Source organism: Ignavibacteriota bacterium, assembly GCA_016212665.1.
Taxonomy (GTDB): Bacteria; Bacteroidota; Ignavibacteria; order UBA10030; family SZUA-254; genus FW602-bin19.
In genome coordinates this window covers 74047-93020 of sequence record JACREZ010000045.1, presented here as the reverse complement: position 1 = coordinate 93020, position 18974 = coordinate 74047, and the positions used below count along the sequence as shown (strand labels likewise).

Annotated in this window: 23 protein-coding genes; 19 read left to right on the top strand and 4 right to left on the bottom strand. The window is 43.5% G+C overall.

The window, feature by feature from the left end; translation table 11 throughout:
* The first annotated feature begins 14 nt into the window (after positions 1-14).
* The 19 genes from HY960_15915 to HY960_15825 all read left to right on the top strand — a co-directional run bounded on the left by HY960_15915 (position 15) and on the right by HY960_15825 (position 15724).
* Positions 15-620 (top strand): redoxin domain-containing protein, encoded by a 606-nt coding sequence (locus HY960_15915; GenBank protein MBI5217240.1) that lies wholly within the window; start codon positions 15-17, stop codon positions 618-620.
* Complete coding sequence (locus HY960_15910; protein ID MBI5217239.1) at positions 620-1024, top strand: 6-carboxytetrahydropterin synthase; 405 nt, start codon at positions 620-622, stop codon at positions 1022-1024. The genes HY960_15915 and HY960_15910 overlap by 1 nt, the downstream gene beginning before the upstream one ends.
* A complete protein-coding gene (folE, locus tag HY960_15905; protein ID MBI5217238.1) occupies positions 1021-1608 on the top strand; it encodes a GTP cyclohydrolase I FolE in 588 nt (195 codons plus the stop codon). The genes HY960_15910 and folE overlap by 4 nt, the downstream gene beginning before the upstream one ends.
* Before the next feature lie 32 nt (positions 1609-1640).
* Positions 1641-2378 carry an SDR family oxidoreductase gene (locus HY960_15900; protein ID MBI5217237.1) on the top strand — a complete coding sequence of 246 codons (738 nt, stop codon included), beginning with the start codon at positions 1641-1643 and terminating at the stop codon, positions 2376-2378.
* A gap of 110 nt (positions 2379-2488) precedes the next feature.
* A complete protein-coding gene (locus tag HY960_15895) occupies positions 2489-3199 on the top strand; it encodes an SDR family NAD(P)-dependent oxidoreductase (protein ID MBI5217236.1) in 711 nt (236 codons plus the stop codon).
* Between the two features lie 53 nt (positions 3200-3252).
* Complete coding sequence (locus HY960_15890) at positions 3253-4239, top strand: hypothetical protein (GenBank protein ID MBI5217235.1); 987 nt, start codon at positions 3253-3255, stop codon at positions 4237-4239.
* A 98-nt stretch (positions 4240-4337) separates the two neighbouring features.
* Entirely contained in the window at positions 4338-4724 is a 387-nt protein-coding gene (locus HY960_15885) for a HEPN domain-containing protein (GenBank protein ID MBI5217234.1), read from the top strand.
* Positions 4703-5008: a nucleotidyltransferase domain-containing protein gene (locus tag HY960_15880; protein MBI5217233.1), complete on the top strand. Its 306-nt coding sequence runs from the start codon at positions 4703-4705 to the stop codon at positions 5006-5008. The genes HY960_15885 and HY960_15880 overlap by 22 nt, the downstream gene beginning before the upstream one ends.
* 211 nt (positions 5009-5219) lie before the next feature.
* Entirely contained in the window at positions 5220-5828 is a 609-nt protein-coding gene (locus HY960_15875) for a LemA family protein (GenBank protein MBI5217232.1), read from the top strand.
* Positions 5829-5869: 41 nt separating this feature from the next.
* Entirely contained in the window at positions 5870-6646 is a 777-nt protein-coding gene (locus HY960_15870; protein MBI5217231.1) for a TPM domain-containing protein, read from the top strand.
* A gap of 3 nt (positions 6647-6649) precedes the next feature.
* On the top strand, positions 6650-7114 hold the full coding sequence (locus tag HY960_15865; GenBank protein MBI5217230.1) for a TPM domain-containing protein: 465 nt from the start codon (positions 6650-6652) through the stop codon (positions 7112-7114).
* 172 nt (positions 7115-7286) lie between these two features.
* On the top strand, positions 7287-8765 hold the full coding sequence (locus tag HY960_15860; GenBank protein MBI5217229.1) for an MFS transporter: 1479 nt from the start codon (positions 7287-7289) through the stop codon (positions 8763-8765).
* 96 nt (positions 8766-8861) lie between these two features.
* Positions 8862-9338: a DUF4199 domain-containing protein gene (locus tag HY960_15855; protein MBI5217228.1), complete on the top strand. Its 477-nt coding sequence runs from the start codon at positions 8862-8864 to the stop codon at positions 9336-9338.
* A gap of 70 nt (positions 9339-9408) precedes the next feature.
* Positions 9409-10626, top strand: a complete 1218-nt coding sequence (locus HY960_15850; protein MBI5217227.1) for an aminopeptidase P family protein — start codon at positions 9409-9411, stop codon at positions 10624-10626.
* 7 nt (positions 10627-10633) lie between these two features.
* Positions 10634-11557 (top strand): efflux RND transporter periplasmic adaptor subunit, encoded by a 924-nt coding sequence (locus HY960_15845; protein ID MBI5217226.1) that lies wholly within the window; start codon positions 10634-10636, stop codon positions 11555-11557.
* A 26-nt stretch (positions 11558-11583) separates the two neighbouring features.
* Entirely contained in the window at positions 11584-12510 is a 927-nt protein-coding gene (locus HY960_15840; GenBank protein MBI5217225.1) for an ABC transporter ATP-binding protein, read from the top strand.
* A 24-nt stretch (positions 12511-12534) separates the two neighbouring features.
* A complete protein-coding gene (locus HY960_15835) occupies positions 12535-13470 on the top strand; it encodes an ABC transporter ATP-binding protein (protein MBI5217224.1) in 936 nt (311 codons plus the stop codon).
* Positions 13467-14600 (top strand): ABC transporter permease, encoded by a 1134-nt coding sequence (locus HY960_15830; GenBank protein MBI5217223.1) that lies wholly within the window; start codon positions 13467-13469, stop codon positions 14598-14600. Before HY960_15835 ends, HY960_15830 begins: the two co-directional genes overlap by 4 nt.
* On the top strand, positions 14597-15724 hold the full coding sequence (locus HY960_15825) for an ABC transporter permease (protein ID MBI5217222.1): 1128 nt from the start codon (positions 14597-14599) through the stop codon (positions 15722-15724). Before HY960_15830 ends, HY960_15825 begins: the two co-directional genes overlap by 4 nt.
* 329 nt (positions 15725-16053) lie before the next feature.
* Here HY960_15825 and HY960_15820 read toward each other — a convergent pair whose 3' ends face one another.
* The 4 genes from HY960_15820 to HY960_15805 all read right to left on the bottom strand — a co-directional run bounded on the left by HY960_15820 (position 16054) and on the right by HY960_15805 (position 18510).
* Positions 16054-16716, bottom strand: a complete 663-nt coding sequence (locus HY960_15820; protein MBI5217221.1) for a DUF4395 domain-containing protein — start codon at positions 16714-16716, stop codon at positions 16054-16056.
* A gap of 160 nt (positions 16717-16876) precedes the next feature.
* Positions 16877-17098, bottom strand: a complete 222-nt coding sequence (locus tag HY960_15815) for a hypothetical protein (protein MBI5217220.1) — start codon at positions 17096-17098, stop codon at positions 16877-16879.
* Positions 17099-17172: 74 nt separating this feature from the next.
* Complete coding sequence (locus HY960_15810) at positions 17173-17901, bottom strand: hypothetical protein (protein MBI5217219.1); 729 nt, start codon at positions 17899-17901, stop codon at positions 17173-17175.
* Between the two features lie 96 nt (positions 17902-17997).
* Entirely contained in the window at positions 17998-18510 is a 513-nt protein-coding gene (locus HY960_15805) for a YfbU family protein (GenBank protein ID MBI5217218.1), read from the bottom strand.
* Positions 18511-18974: the final 464 nt, after the last annotated feature.

Sequence of the window (18974 nt, the reverse complement as noted above, 5' to 3'; positions counted from 1 at the left end):
AAAAGGAAAACGAAATGACTGAAACTCATATTCATGTCGGGGACGTAGTTCCCGATTTTACTATTGACGCATTTGACCCGACCGAACACGGATTCGTCGAAATCAAACTGAAAAATATTTTGAAGAAAAAGAAATGGACAATTCTCTTTTTCTATCCGGCAGACTTTACGTTTGTCTGCCCGACCGAATTAGCCGACCTCGGAGCGAAACATGCTGAGTTGAAAAAACTTGGCGTTGAAGTAATCTCCGTCAGCACGGATACGAAATACACACATCTCGGCTGGCATCAATCGGAAGGGATGTTGAAGAACGTGAAGTACCTGATGGGCGCAGACCCGACCGGGAAACTCTCACGCATGTTCGGTGTGTATGAAGAGCCAAGCGGCTTGGCGATGCGCGGAACATTTATCATCTCTCCCGAAGGACGACTCGTCGGTTCGGAAGTAAGTTTTGATAATGTCGGTCGCAACGCTGAAGAGTTGGTGAGAAAAATGAAAGCGCATGTCTATGTTGCCGCGCATCCGGGTGAAGCATGTCCGGCAAAATGGGAAGAGGGAGATAAAACTCTCACTCCCGGCGCTGACCTCGTCGGTAAAGTCTATGATACGTTGAAGAAGTAATGGTCTATCTTACACGTAAAGAATATTTTTGCGCGTCGCACCGTCTGTTCAATCCCAGGTTCAGCGATGAAAAGAACTTGCAGATTTACGGCAAGTGTGCGTATGCAAACGGTCACGGACACAACTACGAACTCGAAGTTACTGTCGTGGGCGAACCTGACCCTGAGACCGGGATGATTCTCGATTTGAAGATTCTTTCCGACATCATCAAAAAGGAAATTACCGACAAGGTTGACCACAGGCATCTCAACATAGATGTGGACTTTTTGCAAGGGATTATCCCAACTGCTGAAAATATTGCCGTTGTGTTTTGGAATATTCTCGCACCGAAAATTCCTATCGGAAAATTATACTCGCTCAAAGTCTATGAAACGCCAAACAACTACGCGGAGTATCGGGGTTGAACGTGAAGAAGAAACAGACGCAAACCGAACAACTCGAATCAACGGTTGAACAATTGCTGAATCTCATCGGTGAGGATTCTGAGCGGGAAGGTCTGCTCAGAACTCCTCATCGGTTTGCAAAGGCGTGGCAGTTCCTCACAAAAGGATACAACGAAGATGTTCGCGCAGTTCTCAACAAAGCCATCTTCAAAGAGAAATATGACGAGATGGTGATTGTGAAGGACATTGATTTCTTCAGCATGTGCGAGCATCATTTGCTTCCGTTTTACGGGAAAGCGCACATCGCCTACATTCCGAACGGAAAGATTGTCGGCTTGAGCAAGATACCGCGGATTGTAGAAATTTTCAGTCGGCGGTTGCAGGTGCAGGAGCGGATGACTCAGCAAATAGCAGAGACATTGTTCGATGCGCTTGAACCGGATGGCGTCGGCGTTGTGATTGAAGCGAAACATTTGTGCATGATGATGCGCGGCGTCGAGAAGCAACACTCCGTTGCAACCACAAGCGCCATGCTCGGTTCTTTCCGTGATGATGAACGTACTCGTTCCGAGTTTCTTCATCTGGTCGGAACGAAACTTATTTAAATTTCGAATTGCGGATTGCCAATTTCGGATTTATGAAAAAAGGAACAAGTCTAATTACTCGTCCTGTTGTTTGGGTGATGGGAGCTTCGCGTGGCATCGGGAAGGAAATTGCCAAACAGTTCGCTTCGATTGGATGCGAAGTCTGCTTATCTTCGAGAACGAAATCGAAACTGTTTCTTGTCGAAAGAGAGATTAGACGGTTGGGCGGACGGGCAAATATCTTTCCCTGCGATATTTCCGAGACTGAACAAATTGTATCCACCGCGAAGAAAATCGAAAAGAAGTTCGGACGGATTGATGTTCTCATCAACAATGCCGGAATTACTTCGTTCAAGAATGTAGCCGATGAATCGCTTGAGATGATTGACGATATTCTTGACATCAATCTCGAAGGACCGATTGTCTGTACAAAAGTTGTTCTCCCGGGAATGATAAAAAGGAAGAGCGGTTGGATTATCAATATCCTTTCGTCGGTTGCGATTAAAACATTCAAAGGTTCCGGTGCATACACAGCGGCGAAAGAAGGATTGTACGGCTTCGCCAAAGTGCTGAGAGAAGAAGTTCGTGAGCACAATATCAAAGTCATTAATATTATTCCCGGCGCAACGGAAACAGAAATGTGGCATCCTAAACTCCGGCAAAAATACGGAGAGCGAATGATGAAGCCGCACGATGTTGCTGAAGCAATTCTCGCCGCGTATCGAATGCCGGAAAGTGTTGTTGCTGAGGATATAGTATTAAGACCAATACTCGGGGACTTGAACGATTGATATGAGATATGAGATTTGAGTTTATGATTTTTGATTTTCTACAATATCGCATATCTCATATCGCACATCGTTTACTTAAATCAACAATTATAAATCATAAATCCTAAATCATGAATAATCAAATCGCAATCGTAACCGGAGCCGGAAAAGGAATCGGCAAAGCAATCGCACTTGCGCTTGCAAAGCAAGGAGCGGATGTTGTCGTGGCTTCTCGTTCTCAAGCAGACATTGATAAGGTTGCAAGAGAGATTGAACAACTTGGAAGAGAATCACTTGCAATCAGATGCGATGTTTCGGTTGAAGAAGATGTTCAGCGATTGGTTGATTCAGCGTTCAAACAATTCGGACGGATTGATATTCTCGTCAACAACGCGGGAATCGGTACGTTTGCCTCCGTTGCTGATTTGAATGTTTCTGACTTCGACAAGATGTGGGGGACGAACATGCGTGGAACGTTTCTCTGTACAAAGGCGGTTCTTCCATACATGAAAGAACAAAAGTCAGGTGAAATCATCAACATCGCATCGCTTGCAGGGAGAAATGCGTTCAAAGGCGGCGCGGGTTATGCCGCAACAAAGTGGGCTATGATTGGTTTCGCTCGATGTTTGATGCTTGACGTCCGCGAACATAATATTCGTGTCATAACAATTTGTCCCGGTTCGGTTGATACGGAATTTCATCCAGAATCAACCAAAGACAAAGATACAAGCAGAGTCCCGAAAGCAGAAGATATTGCACAAGTCGTTGTTGATGCTTTGAAGATGCCGCGGCATGTCATGGTCAGCGAGATTGATGTACGACCAACCAATCCTAACTGGTAAATGGTTGAATCATAAATCCCAATCACTACTAACCACTCACAACTCACCAGCCCATGGCAGAACGTAAGACAGCGAAAGTCATTTATCAAAAATCTCTCTCTCCGATTCTTTCAATCTTCAGAATCGTTCCGGAAGGTGGGAGCGAATTTCCTGATTATAAATCGGGACAATACATCGCACTGAGTCGGGACAATTGCCGGCTGACGAAAAGAGTTCTTGATGACCTCGGAAGAAAATCGTACGTCTATGAACTTGATGAGAATGGAAATCCGAAAAAAGGAACCGTGACACATTCGTATTCGCTTGCTTCTTCGCCGTACGAAACAAAGCAATACGGATATTTGGAGTTTTACATTGCGCTTGAAATGATGGAACCCGGTCGTTACGGACGCTTGACCGAATCGTTTTTTCAAATCGAAAAAGATGTGGATGATAAGTTGCAGTTTGTGAACAAGATTAACGGCGAGTTCACACTCGATAAATTACGTCAAGGATTTAAAAACATTGTGATGGTTGGAACCGGAACCGGACTTGCGCCATTTGTTTCGATGCTGAAGCAATTGCATTATGAAGAACATCGGGGAATTCATCACTCAACGAGATTTACTTTGTTTCACACAAACAGGACAACACAAGAACTTGGCTATCACACCGAGTTACAAGCAATCGAAGCGGCGAAGCGAATTGATTTGTTGTACGTTCCAACTGTCAGTCGCCCGATTGAACGAGATTATTCCGAGCCGACATTAGGGACTGGTCGGGCAAATAACATTCTCCGCTTTCTCTTTGGCATGCCTCTCAAAGAAGAACAAGAGTATCAAACAGCAAGAGAAAACGGCGATAATGTTTCAAAAGCCGAGCGATTGTTGAACATGGTTGTGAAACCGAAACTACCACAGCGCATCTCAAAGGAAAATATTTTAGACCGGATGAATCAGGGCGACACTTTAATTCTGACGTGCGGAAATCCTCTCTTGATGGGAGATATAGAATACATCGCTCAGAGTCAGGGATTTCGGTTTGAGAAGGAGAATTGGTAAATAGATTCAATCCAAGATTTGGAAGACATAGGATTTTATTCTATACTTTCGATGAATATGGACGATTTGCAACCTGATAATAACAGACAACTGTGGTAATGATAGACAAAGTTCAATATTGGGTAGAGTTATCAGATTACGATTTGGAGACAGCCCGTGCTATGCTATCGAGTAAGCGATATTTGTATGTTGGGTTCATGTGTCATCAGGCAATTGAGAAAATAATGAAGGCGTACTACAATTCAAGAAATACGGATATAGCTCCTTACACTCATAGTCTTGCATATCTTTCACGGAAATCAAATCTGGTTGAACTTCTAAGCGAAGAACAACGTTCGTTTCTTGATGTCTTAGAGCCGCTTAATATCGAAGCCCGTTATCCTTCACACAAAGAAAAAGTATTGAAGAGTTTATCTGAAGAAAAGTGTCATGAACTCATTGAAAAAACGAAAACGCTGCAACAATGGATAAAAACGAAGTTATAAATATCATTAAAAAGTATATCACATTGCTCAAAGAACATTTTGAACTTGAGCGAGTATTTTTATTTGGCTCCTACGTCAACGGAGTTGCTCAACAACATAGTGATATTGATGTGGCAATTATAGTAAAGGAAGTGCAGGGAGATTACTTTACTTATACTCCATTGCTATGGAAATTGAGAAGACAAGTTGATGAACGAATCGAACCGATCCTGTTTATAGGAACATCGGACCGAAGTGGCTTTCTTTCTGATATTATGCAACATGGTATTGAGGTTCCGGTTTGAAATAGAGGCGTGGTAAAAATTATTTAAACACGAATGGCACCAAGTTATTCATAAAGAACTCAGAGGAATTTATTGCTTGCTGTACTTTGTGCTAATTTCTTCGTGGTCTTTGTGGTTAGTATACTCTGGATTTATAAATACCACTTTGATTGAAACTGATTTGAGTATATTAGCGTAAACTTACTTAACATTTTAAGGAAACTATCATATCATGAATAAAACAACAATAATCATACTTTCAATTGTCGGCTTTTTCTTTGTCCTCGTTCTCGGACTATTTTTGTGGGGAATGGGCGTTTACAATTCCATAGTGAAAATGGATGAAGGAATCAATGGTGCATGGAGTCAGGTGGAAAATCAATATCAACGGAGATTAGACCTGATTCCGAATCTTGTCAACACGGTGAAGGGGTACGCTGAACACGAAAAGGAAGTGTTTGAGCAAGTGGCAAATGCACGTGCGCGAGTCGGAAGTATTCAGGCAACTGCTGAAGTGGTGAACGACCCTGCGCTCTTTCAGAAATTTCAGGAGGCACAATCAGGATTAAGTTCCGCTTTGTCGCGCTTACTTGCTGTCGCTGAGAATTATCCCGTCCTGAAAGCAAACGAAAACTTCTTGCAATTGCAATCACAACTCGAAGGAACAGAGAACCGGATTGCAGTCGAGCGAAAACGATTCAATGAAGTTGTTCAGCAGTACAACACACGCATCAGAACATTTCCGGCATCAATGTTAGCGGGAATGTTCGGATTTGGTCAGAAGCAGTATTTCAAATCGGAAGCCGGTGCGGAGAGAGCTCCCAAAGTTGAGTTCAATTGAATAGATTTAACCGCAGAGACGCAAAGAGCGCAGAGTTAATATTGAATAAGAACGTTCATCAAATTCTTATTGTCAGCATCTTCCTTCTGTTTGTCGTCATTTCACTTCATGCACAAGAGATTCCGACGCTCCGACATCGTGTAACTGACCAAACAGGAACGTTGTCGGAATCGGAAGTGCGGGAACTTGAATCTCAACTTCAAGAGTTTGAACAAAAGACATCAAACCAAATTGTTGTGTTGATGATTAACTCGCTTGAAGGGGAAAGTCTCGAAGAATATTCGCTTGCGATTGCAGAGAAGAACAAGTTGGGAAAGAAGGGGAGAGATAACGGTGTTTTTCTTTTCATCGCGAAGAACGACCGGAAACTTCGTATCGAAGTTGGCTACGGACTTGAAGGCGCGCTGACTGATGCAATCAGTGACCAAATCAATCGCAACATCATTCGAACAAGATTTCGAGAAGGAGATTACTACGATGGAATTCGTGAAGGTGTTACTGCCATTATGCAGGCAACGCAAGGCGAGTTCAAAGGTGATGAACCATCATCGCGTAAAGGTAAATCAATCGGCTTCATCGTTTTTGCAATTGTTATGGCGGCGCTCTTTTTCGGATTCTTTGGGAATCGAAGAGGGGGCGGCGGATTCACTGTCGGACCACGCGGCTTCAGTCGTTACCCGGGACTTTTTCTTGGGGGATTCGGAAGCGGCGGTGGATTCTCCGGCAGTAGTTTTGGCGGAGGAGGATGGAGTGGTGGCGGTGGATTTTCTGGCGGTGGTGGAAGTTTCGGCGGCGGCGGCGCGAGCGGAAGTTGGTGAAGTATGTTTGGAACGTATAAAGAATTATTGAAAAAATATTTTACTCAGCAAGACCTCGATGAGATTGCAAAAGTAATTTCGGAACAGGAGAGGTTTACATCAGGAGAAATTCGGGTGAGCATTCGTGCTAAGCGCGGATGGACGGAACGGAAAAATTCATTGCAGGAATTAGCATTGAAAGAATTTTATCGCTTGAAGATGAATCTAACAAAAGACCGAAGCGGAGTGTTGCTGTTCTTCCTTTTTGAAGAACACCAATTCTACATTCTCGCGGATGAAGGAATTCATCTGAAAGCAGATAGTTTATGGGATTCGGTTGCTCAAACAGTCTCAGAAAATTTCAAAGTGGGAAAATATGTTGAAGGAATTTCTCAGGCAGTGCAATCAATCGGAAAAACACTTGCGCAACATTATCCTCGCAAAACAGATGATACGAACGAGTTGTCGAATCAAGTAGAATTAAATTAGTGTGTCATACCTGCGCAAGCAGGTATCCAATCATTAGTCCTACGAATGAACTGTTTCTTGGATTCCTGCCTTCGCAGGAATGACAAGAGAAAAAGTGTCACTTCAGGTCAAAAAATCTTCCTGAGGTGACTTTTTTTTTGTACATTCAAGCCAATCAAAAAAAGGATTATTAATGAGTGAAACACCAAAACAAGGTTTATTAGGTACGTTTCCCAAGGTTTTTTGGGTAGCAAATGTCATGGAACTGTTCGAGCGCGGCGCGTATTACGGAATGAATTCGGTTCTTGCAGTGTATCTGACTGACGAAGTGGTAAAAGGCGGATTGGGCTTCAGCGAGGAGTCGGTTGGCTTTTTACAAAGTCTGATTTACGCACTGACGTACATCGTCCCGATTCTCGGTGGTGCGCTTGCCGACCGCTATGGTTACAGGCGAATGTTAACCGTTGCATTTTCGTTCTTAGCAGTTGGTTATTTCCTGACGGGACAAATGAGTGCGTACGGAACCGTATTTATCAGTTTATTAGTGATGGCGACCGGCGCGGGATTATTTAAACCAATTATCAGTGGAACGATTGCGCGCACGACGAACGAGAAAAATTCCGGATTCGGTTTTGGTGTGTATTACTGGATGATTAACATGGGTGCATTTCTCGCACCGTTGCTCGTCAGTTACCTGAAAGGGTTTTCGTGGAGTTATGTTTTCGTTGCTTCCGCGGCTTATTGTGCGCTAATGTTGATTCCGACGTTGTTCATGTACAAAGACCCGCCGAAACCTGCAAGCACGAAAACAATCAAAGAAGTAATGCGCGGCGCGGCAATGGTGCTTGGCGATGCCCGTTTCATGCTGATGATTTTTGTCTATTCGGGATTTTGGATTTTGTACTTCCAAAATTTTGGTTCGGTGTTATGGTTCCTGCGCGATTTTGTTGACGCTACTCCCGTGAACAATTTATTTGCTACGCTTCATATTCCATTCACCTTTGATGCTGAATTTGTTACGATTACAAATGCGGGAACAATCATTCTCTTACAGGTCTTTGTCAGTAAGATTGTTAAAAACACCAACGCCGTTCTTACGATGACGAGCGGTATTGTTATTGGGGTGATTGGATTTGTCTGCCTTGCGTTTGCAACGAACGTATGGATTTTCATTCTCGGTATCGTAGTTTTTTCCATTGGTGAAATGACAGCCCATCCGAAATATTACAGTTACATCGGACTTGTAGCGCCGAAAGATAAAGTCGCCGTGTACATGGGCTACGCGTTTTTGTACGGCGTGATTGGAAGTCTCGTCGGTTCAAATCTCGGCGGCGTAATGTATGAAGCGATGCTGAAACCATTAGTAGGACAAACCGGAGTTGAAGGTGACATCAGATTGTTCTGGATGATTTTTGCCGGACTCGGTATTCTTGCAACGGTCGGATTGTTTTTATACAACAAATTTTTCTCCGCCGATACACCCGAAACAAACCGGAAAGCAAGAAGTATTATGCTCGGAATTTATTCAGTTTTGATTTTGCTTTCGATTTGGTTTTTCTACAAGTCTGTATTTGGTGGAGCGACGATTGCGTACAAAACAATGGTTCAGGCAATCATCATGCTTCTCATCGGCGTCGGTGGCGTGGCGATAAGTGCGAAACACAAGCAGTGAGTTCTGAGCGTAGAGCGTAGAGTACAAAGTTAAATATTCTTTTACATTACTAATGACTTCTAACTAAAACTAAAAACAAAAAACTAACAACACACTATGAATACAACATTAAAATACGGACTAATCTTAGGACTACTGTGCAGTGCGTGGACATATGTCATGGGATTCACGGGCTGGTACATTGACCCGGTTATGATGAACATGTTTTATGCAGTCATCATTATCGAAATTATACTTCTCTATTTTGCATTAAAAGAAACCGCCTCAACAAAAACATACGGCGGTCAAGTAGTGAACGCTTTACTTATTTCTGTCTATGGCGGAATCATCATTTTCGTTTCATCAATGATTTTCACTTCAGTTGTGTTTCCAAATTATTTCAATGATTTGAACGCCGCATATTCTGAAATGCTCAGAGGTGAAGGACTATCTGAGGAAGCAGTGACGACAGCTATGCAAGCAATGGCTCCCATGCAAACCTCTCTCATGCAGGCAGTGATGGGCTTTGTTGGAACAATAGGAACTGCTTTGGTCGCTTCGCTTATCATTGCAATCTTCCAACGGAAGAAATAAATTTTAATTTATTGAGCGCATTTTGCGCCATCCCGCTTAGCGGGATATTTTTAACTTTGAACTTTTAACTATGCAAACTACACCCTCTCAACCAATGATTGACAAAGTCAAAAAAATCCAACAGGCTTTACAGGAACAAAACATTGACGGTTGGCTCTTCTATGATTTCTGGAAACGGAATGAATATGCTCAGCGCATCCTTGAATATCCCAAACACATTCTCAACACGAGAAGATTTTTCTATTTGATTCCTGCTCAAGGCGAGCCACAGAAACTTGTTCATAGTATCGAGCGATGGAACATTGACCATTGCCCTGGGGAGAAAACAATTTTTCTCAGTTGGCAATCGCTTGAAGAGGGACTGAAAAATATCCTTGCCGGAATGAAAACCGTAGCGATGGAGTATTCACCCAACAATGCAATTCCATACATCTCAAAAGTTGATGCTGGAACAATCGAGATGGTCAAGCGAACAGGAGTGAATGTTGTCTCTTCCATGAACCTGACGCAGTGGTTTGAATCTCGTTGGAGCGAAGAAGCATATCAGGACAATCTTGAAACTGCCAACATCATGAGAGGAATTGTTGACAAAACATTTGCCTTTATGAAATCCGAAATCCAAAATCCGAAATCCAAAATCACGGAGTTTGATGTTCAGCAGTTCATGGTTCAACAATTCACAGCAAACGGATTAACAACGATGGAAGCGCCGAATTGTTCAGTGAATGCGAACAGCGGCAATCCACACTACGAACCAACGAAGGATGTCCATTCGGAATTGCACGAAGGAGATTTTGTCCTCATTGATTTATGGGCGAAAAAAAATAAACCGGGCTCAACGTACAATGACATTACGTGGGTTGGTTTTCTCGGAAAGGAAGTGCCGGAGAAATACACGAAGATATTCAACATCGTGAGAGATGCGCGGGATGCGGCGGTTGATTTTCTTACAAAATCGTTTGCTGAAGGGAAACAGGTGCGTGGCTGCGATGTTGATGATGCATCGAGAAATCATATTGTCAAACATGGATACGGTGAATTCTTCATTCATCGTACGGGACACTCCATCACAGAAGATTTGCACGGAAGCGGTGCGAACATGGATAATCTCGAAACGAAAGATGAACGAACGATTATTCCCGAAACTTCCTTTTCCATCGAGCCGGGAATTTACTTCATGGGCGATTTCGGAATCAGGAGTGAAATCAATGTCTATATTTCAAAAGATAAAAAAGTGATTGTGCCGGGTGAACCAAGACAGCGGGAAGTTGTTGCAATATTGAAGTGAGTTGATAATGAAGCAAGCGTACTTTTGTACTTTGTACTTTGTACTCTGTACTTTGTACTTAGTTGGTTGTTCAACCGAAGAATCGAAATCAATTTCCGCCTCCGGTACTATTGAAGCAACGCAGGTAACAATCAGTGCAAAGGCTGCAGGAGAGATTAAGCGATTGCTTGTTGATGAAGGCACAAACATCAAAGCAGGAGATACGCTCGCGTTCATCAATCATGAATTTGCTGATATTGAATTACGTCAAGCGGAAGCAAACGCGCTTGCGGCAGAAGCGCAATATCGTTTGATTGTCAAAGGGGCGAGGCAGGAAGATTTACTTCAAGCAGAAGCGAATCTCCAAAATGCAAAAAGCGATTACACACGTGTTGAAGATTTGTTCAAGCAGAAAAGCGCGACACAAAAACAGTTCGATGATGTGAAGATGCGGCTTGTTGTTGCCGAACAAACGTATGAGAAACTAAAACGTGGCGCTCGCTCGGAAGAAATTGAAACAGCAATGGCACGTCGTGACCAAGCCCGCGCCGCAGTTGACGCAATCAAAAAGAAAATATCAGATGCGACGATTGTTTCTCCATGTGATGGAATCATCACACAGAAAATTATGCAGGAAGGAGAAAATATATCTCCCGGTGGGGCGTTGTTCCGGCTTGCTCAACTTGAGAACGTTCATTTGATGATTTATGTAACAGAAGTCGAACTTGCGAACGTAAAAATCGGACAGTCAGCAAAAGTGCAGATTGATGCATTCGAGAATAAATCGTTCGATGGGACGGTCACTTACATTTCTCCCATTGCCGAGTTCACACCGAAAAATATTCAAACGAAAGATGACAGAACGAAACTTGTTTTTGGAGTGAAAATTGAAATCCCGAATCCTGAATTGACGTTGAAGCCGGGAATGCCTGCGGATGCTACGCTTGAGTGAAAAGTTAAAAGTGAAAAGTTACAAGTTTGGAAAATGTTCTTGAGATAGAGAACCTGACCAAAAATTTTGGAGAGGTGGTTGCGGTCAATGGAATTAATTTCTCGGTTCGTCAGGGAGAAATGTTCGGAATTGTGGGACCGGACGGGGCAGGGAAGACCACTACATTCAGAATGTTGTGTGGAATTCTTCCTCCAACAAGCGGGACGGCAACCATTCTCGGACATGACCTCACCAAAGAAATCAAGCACATCAAAATTCAAATCGGGTATCTTTCTCAACGATTTACCTTGTATGGAGATTTATCCATTGATGAGAACATCGAGTTCTTTGCTGAAATCCATGAAGTGGAAAATTACAAACCGAGAAGAGAGGAGTTGCTTGAATTTACCCGCCTCACTCCGTTTCGCAAACGACTTGCTGAGCATCTTTCCGGCGGAATGAAACAGAAACTCGCCCTTGCCTGTACACTCATTCATCAGCCCAAAATAATATTTCTCGATGAACCGACGACGGGCGTTGACCCGGTTTCCCGACGCGACTTCTGGAAAATTCTCTCGAGTCTTCTCAAACAAAACATCACGATTGTTATGAGTACGCCGTATCTTGATGAGGCGGAGCGATGCAGTCGTGTCGCTCTGATGCACGAAGGGAACGTGATGGTTGTTGATACGCCGCAGAACATCAAGCAGTTGATGCAGGGCGAGGTGCTTGAAATTGTTTGTAATGATATTCGAACTGCATCGAACGTTCTGAAAGATTTACCGTCCGTTCAAAGTGTTCAAACCTTTGGAGACCGTCTCAACATTGTCGTAGATGATAGCACGACGAGACTTTCGATCATTCAACAAACGCTTTTTGATGCAGGGCTCGAAGTCACAGATTCCCGGACAATTACTCCTTCGTTGGAGAATGTCTTCATCTCATTGCTTTCCAAAACCAATGAAATATCTTAGTGTTCTTTGTGCCCTTCGTGGTTTATGACAACAATCGAAGTAGAAAATTTAACAAAGCGTTTCGGTTCATTCACCGCAGTTGATGCAATCAACTTTGAAGTGAACAAAGGAGAAATCTTCGGATTTCTCGGTGCGAACGGCGCGGGAAAATCCACGACAATCAGAATGTTGTGCGGAATTCTCGAACCAACTTCCGGTACAGCAAAGGTCGGAGGTTATGACATCAAAATGCAATCCGATTCGGTGAAGCAAAACATCGGGTACATGTCACAACGATTTTCCCTGTACGAAGATTTGACGGTAGAAGAAAATATTCAATTTTACGGAGGAGTGTATGGCTTATCAAACGGGAAAATAAAAGAGCGGGGAGATTGGGTAATTGAAATGGCGGGCTTGAAAGGACGAGAAAAGAGTTTGACGAAAACACTTTCAGGCGGATGGAAGCAACGACTTGCTCTGGGCTGTTCAATCTTGCATGAGCCGCCTATTGTTTTTCTTGATGAGCCGACAAGCGGCGTTGACCCGATTTCACGAAGAAACTTCTGGGAATTGATTCGACAACTTTCCGAGCAGGGTATTACGGTTCTGGTAACGACGCACTATCTCGACGAAGCCGAGTATTGCAACGACATCATTCTCATCAATGCGGGAAAACTCATCGCACAGGGAAGTCCGAAGGAATTGAAAACTTCCCATATCACGTATCCGATGTACGAAGTTCACACAAGCGATGTCGTTCGTGCGATGGAGGTGTTACAAAATGAATCGTGGGTGCTGAAAACATCTCTCTTCGGAACATATCTTCATGTCGGAATTCCCAACGAATCAGACACGAAACGGATTCAATCAACACTCGATGCAAATCAAATTGAATTGAGACGGATGGAGAAAATTACTCCGTCGCTCGAAGATGTGTTCCTTCATTTGATTGAAGAGAGCAACAAGGAACGTTCATCTTGAAGTACAGTCGTATCAAACCCATCATCAAAAAGGAGTTCAGGCAAATTCTCCGCGATAAACGTTCGCTCGGAGTGCTGTTGGTGATTCCCGCGTTACTGATTGTCTTGATTGGCTACGCGCTCAACTTCGATGTCAAACATATCAGCGTTGTTGTGTTTGACCAGGACAAAAGTTCCGAAAGCAGAAACTTCATTCAGAGTTTTACGACTTCAGAATATTTCCATGTGAAGCGGTACGTGGAAAATTATTCTGAAGTAAACACCTTACTCAACACAGGCGATGCGCTTGTTGCGATGGTCATTCCACCGAACTTTTCGGAAGAATTGTTTGCAGGAAGAGCAATTCAATTGCAGATACTCGTTGATGGTTCCAACGCAAATACTGCTACGACCGTCCTTGGATACGTGAATGCGATTGCGGAAATGTACTCTGCAAAAATCACAACAAGCATGATGACGAGAGTCGGGCAAAAGTTCTCCGCTCCGATTGATTTGCGTCCACGAATCTGGTTCAACCCGGAGTTATCGAGTTCAAAGTTCTTGCTTCCCGGCTTGATAGCGATGGTGCTTATGCTTTCTGCTGTGATTTCGACATCACTTTCGGTCGTTCGCGAAAAAGAAAAAGGAACGATGGAGCAACTCACCGTCTCGCCGATGCTCACAAGCGAAATTATCATCGGGAAAACAATTCCGTATTTTCTTGTTTCTCTTATCGGCTCGGCTATCATCCTCGTCATTGGTTATCTTTTGTTCGATGTTGAAATCCGCGGAAGCATTGTATGGCTTTATGTCGGGATAATGTTGTTTCTTTTTTGCGCGCTCGGTCAGGGGTTATTAGTTTCGGCTGTTTCGCCGAATCAGCAAGTGGCGTTCATGATTTCGGTCTTTTCCTCTCTTCTGCCGACCTTCATGTTGTCAGGATTCATATTTCCCATCCGGAGTATGCCCCTCTTTCTGCAATGGGTTTCTGCGTTGGTGCCGACAAAATATTTTCTCGTCGTTGCACGCGGCGTCATGTTGAAAGGAACAAGTCCGTTTGTGTATTGGGAGCAATATGTATTTCTTTTTCTCTTTGCGCTGTTCACGCTCACACTGAGTGCAGTCAAACTCTTGAAAAGCAAACCGGTATGAGAACGATACTTCATATCATCCGGAAAGAGTTCTGGCAACTCCGCCGCGATAAACGGATGCTTGCGCTTTCGTTCATGGCGCCGCTTCTGCAGTTGATTCTGCTCGGATACGCCGCGACGACAGACATCCGGGAAATACCGATTGCTGTCTATGACCTTGATAAATCGTATCATAGCAGGGAGTTCGTTTCGAAGTTCACTAACTCAGGATACTTTGTGATTCAGCAGGAGGTGAATTCATTCAAACAAATTGATGAAGTGATTGATGATGGTTCAGTCTGGTTAGTGCTCGTTATTCCGCCGACATTCGGGAACGACATTCTTGCACGCCGAACAGTTCCGGTTCAACTCATTGCAGACGGGAGCGATGCTAACTCTGTGAATGTTAGTCTTGGATACGCATCTCAGATTATCGGGAAGTATTCACGCAGTATCATGTCGCAAATGCTGGAACGAACGAATGTCGGATTGAAGCCGGTAAGTTTTTCTCCGCAAGTTCGTGTTTGGTACAATGCGGAATTGAAGAGCAAGAACTTTATGGTGCCGGGAGTTGTCGCAATGGTGCTGATGATTGTCACCATGACACTCACTTCCATCGGCGTTGTGAAAGAAAAAGAATCCGGGACGCTCGAACAATTACTCGTCACGCCCATCAAACCGTACCAATTGATTCTGGGAAAACTGCTTCCGTTTGTCATCATCGGATTGGCGGATGTTTCAATTGTGCTGACTGTTGCGCGCTTCTGGTTTGAAATCCCGATGCGGGGAAGTTTGTTGCTTCTGTATGGATTGAGCGCGCTCTTTATTCTGACAACACTCGGACTCGGTTTGTTCGTCTCCACAATCTCCCGCAACCAACAGCAGGCGATGATGACGGCGCAGTTCTTCATCTTCCTGCCGTTTATTTATCTTTCCGGCTTTGCCTTCCCGATTGAAAACATGCCGGAAGTTATTCAATACATCACCTACATCATTCCGCTGAGATATTACATCACGATTATTCGGGGTGTGCTACTGAAAGGAAATACATTCAGTGAGTTGCTTCCCGAAACATTGGCTCTCCTTGCGTTCGGTGTTTCGATTCTGACGCTGAGTGTACTCCGGTTCAGGAAGAAAATCACTTAGAAGATTGGTGGAGTGAAGGAGTAATCTGAATTCGGATTACCTACGGTTCGTAGAGCGGATTTTCGATTTCGGATTACTTTCAGTTTACCGTAGTACATTGAGTGTGGAGTAAAGAATTACTCAAAAACCATAATACTCCATCACTCCAAAACTCCATCACTCCAAAACTCCATCACTCCCAAACTCCATAACTCCCAAACTCCATCACTCCCAAACTCCATCACTCCAAAACTCCATTACTCCAAAACTCCAGAACTCCAGAACTCCATCACTCCAACACTCCAATACTCCATCTTGTTTGCAGAGAGAATGTTGAATGAATGAAATTGTTAGTGAGGTTGTTCTGTCTCAAACAGACCGAACAAGTCGTACGGTTGCTTGGCGAACGAATCGTTAAACAGATGGACCGTGAGGAAAATGAACGCAGCAAATCCGAGAACGATGAGGAATTGAACGCCGGAAGTTTTTTGAATCTCCTGACGTGATTTCACATCGCAGACTTCGCCGGGGCAGTATTGCGCTTTTTCTTTATACACCAATGAATAGACTTTGCACCCAAGGCAGATACCGAATGCCGTTTCAAAGAATAAAAATATCAGGCAGATGAAACAACTAAGTCCTGTTATAGGGCTGTACGAATTTACCAGCACAAGAAAAACGAACATCAGCGTTCCCAGAAACACGCCGAAATACCAAGCGAACTTCTTTTGCTGAGCGCCGACATATTCGGGTGTTTGATTTCGTACAATCAATCGCCCGATGATGAGGGAGGGGGAATATTTCGGATTCACAAAAACACGAATGAGAATATCGGTTAGGAATATTGTCACGGCATATTTGAGCAGGTAAAAATCCCCTTTGAACATGACAACAAGAATCGAGATGAACATAAATAAGAACAGGATTCCCGCCGCCGCCCGTATCTCCCGCTCATTTAACACCGGGATGGAATATCCCTCTACCGTTTCTCCGAATTGTATTATGCTTTTCATTGCTACCTTTAAGTTTGAATCTCCCAGTAGTACGGATGGTTCATGGGATTGGTTGCAACTGTATTTCTGCACGCTCGTTATTCTGCGAGGCAGTTGTACTGCCGACCCCGTTGTTGTTGGTCGGGGTGTTTAACTCCCTCCCAGCCATACGGTATTAACCCTACGCTTTAGCGTAGGGGGAGACGAAATAAAACGTATCGGCTTCACCGTGAACGTTCATGGCTGAAGCCGAACATAAGAGCGTGAACCCATTCTCCATGCTGAAGCATGGGGTTAGGATTTTCTTCTTCATCTTTTCTTGTTCACACTCTTTGCCTGTATGCTTTGTGAATTGTACACCGATGGCAACGCTTGGGAACTGTTGATCTGGCGCATACGCCACGTATGTGTTGAATGATATTTCTTTTCATGGTTAGTTGGATGCAGGAGCGGCTACGTTATGTGTCGGGAAGGAACTCACGACACCATAGAGGAAAACCTGATTCGCTTATCGTTGACGAGAGGACACAGATATTCCAAAACCTGCTCTCTAAAGTGCTTCTCGCTTCGATTGAACAAAAAGTTATCAAACGCAATTCGCCATTGATTGTTTGATCCCGCATTCAGATTTGCTATCGCGAGAAGATTGTCAATGGTATCGACTTTAATGAATGCACTTCTCGTCAAAGTTACCATCTGGTGGCGACGACCTCGTGTTAGCGAGCTGATAAGTGTTTTCACTGCGGTATTGCTTGCTGGGCTCGTATATGAGAAGAAGCCAAACTCAAATGCCTTTAACGTGAATATGTCGCAGTAGGAGTAATGAAAAGTTGTGATTGCGTCTTTGGTATTGTTCATCCCGATGCTGATTAGGACAACGCCGCCCATAAGTCCAACACCTTCTGAACTCAGTTCAAAGCCTAACTTTTCTGCGTAGAATTTATCAGGACGAAGGAGCTGCTTCTGAATGTCCCACTGTGATGTAGTGGATTCAGACATCGCTGTTTTCAATTGCAGTAAACGAACTTCGTCACCATCGTCCAAGACAACATCGTATCCTTCTTTGTCGATTTCGGGTAGTGAAATCTGAATGTCGGAGCCACCCTTTACAGCAGCAACTTTGACTTCATAGAAGAAGCGATAGTTGGCTAGTTTCTCTCTCGTGAGAGAATTGCGCCCGTCGTTAAGATATCGGTAAAGACTCATATGAGCGTTCCAAATTGCACATAATAACATGGAGGTCACAGACCCATTCCGTGACCTGCTTATTTGTGTCATGGCATGGACGGTGATACTAAAGATCTAATTATATACAGAAGTAATTTTCAGAATTTCGTCCTTTGTTAAGTTCCGATCTCGTGGTAACTTCTTCCATTCTATTAACATAGCTCGGTATCTTGAAAGTGTAGGCATGTGGCTATTAAAATTATCTCCGCGATTAAGATTCGTGAACCTTGGAATAGTACCTGTGCAAAAATATTGAGCATATGCCATTTGTTTAATTTCATTATTCCCGTCGAATCCCAAAAATTCAATTTGTGATTGTTCAATCCCTGATTTATCAGATAATCTTTCAAATGAAATTTTCAATGTATCAAACATGGTTAGAATATCAATCACTTCAAGACATTCCTCTTTGGTCATCACGTTATTACCTTTATTAAGGTTTTCAGATAAATTATCATATTCCAATTCGTATCCATATTCAATCGCTTCACGAGCTTTAATATAGTAATCAGCTTCTTGTGGATAAAGTGCTTCAAGGATTAAATACTGATTTGCAAGAATCAATCTTTCGGTTAATGTAAGTTTCATATTTTTTCTCTTTCGATAATATTAAAATGTAATTTAATTAATGCCGCCGGATATTCTCACTCCGGCGGCATCATTCATTGTTCTTCACCTGTTACGGCGCGTACTTCACCACCGCATCGCACGGTCCGCTATCGCCTTTCGGTCCGATGGCGGTGACGCGGAAGTAGTATTTTGTTCCGCTTGTTAATCCTGTAATTATATCGGAGTCAGGTCGAAAGACCTACTCCACGAAAAATTAAACTTGCCCCCTGTCTTTGTTCTGATCTGCGAGGGCGACAGATTGACCCTTTCGATGAGATGGAAGAAAGGGGAGGATATATAGTAGGATGGCTATACCAGAAACCTGAGGAACCATCCTACGAACGACAAAGACCTGCGTCTTATGCATACCTCAGGAAAATATTTTTTGTTCTCGTTCCAACGGTCTTCAATAAAAAAAATAAATCCGTTTTACTGAGTCCTTA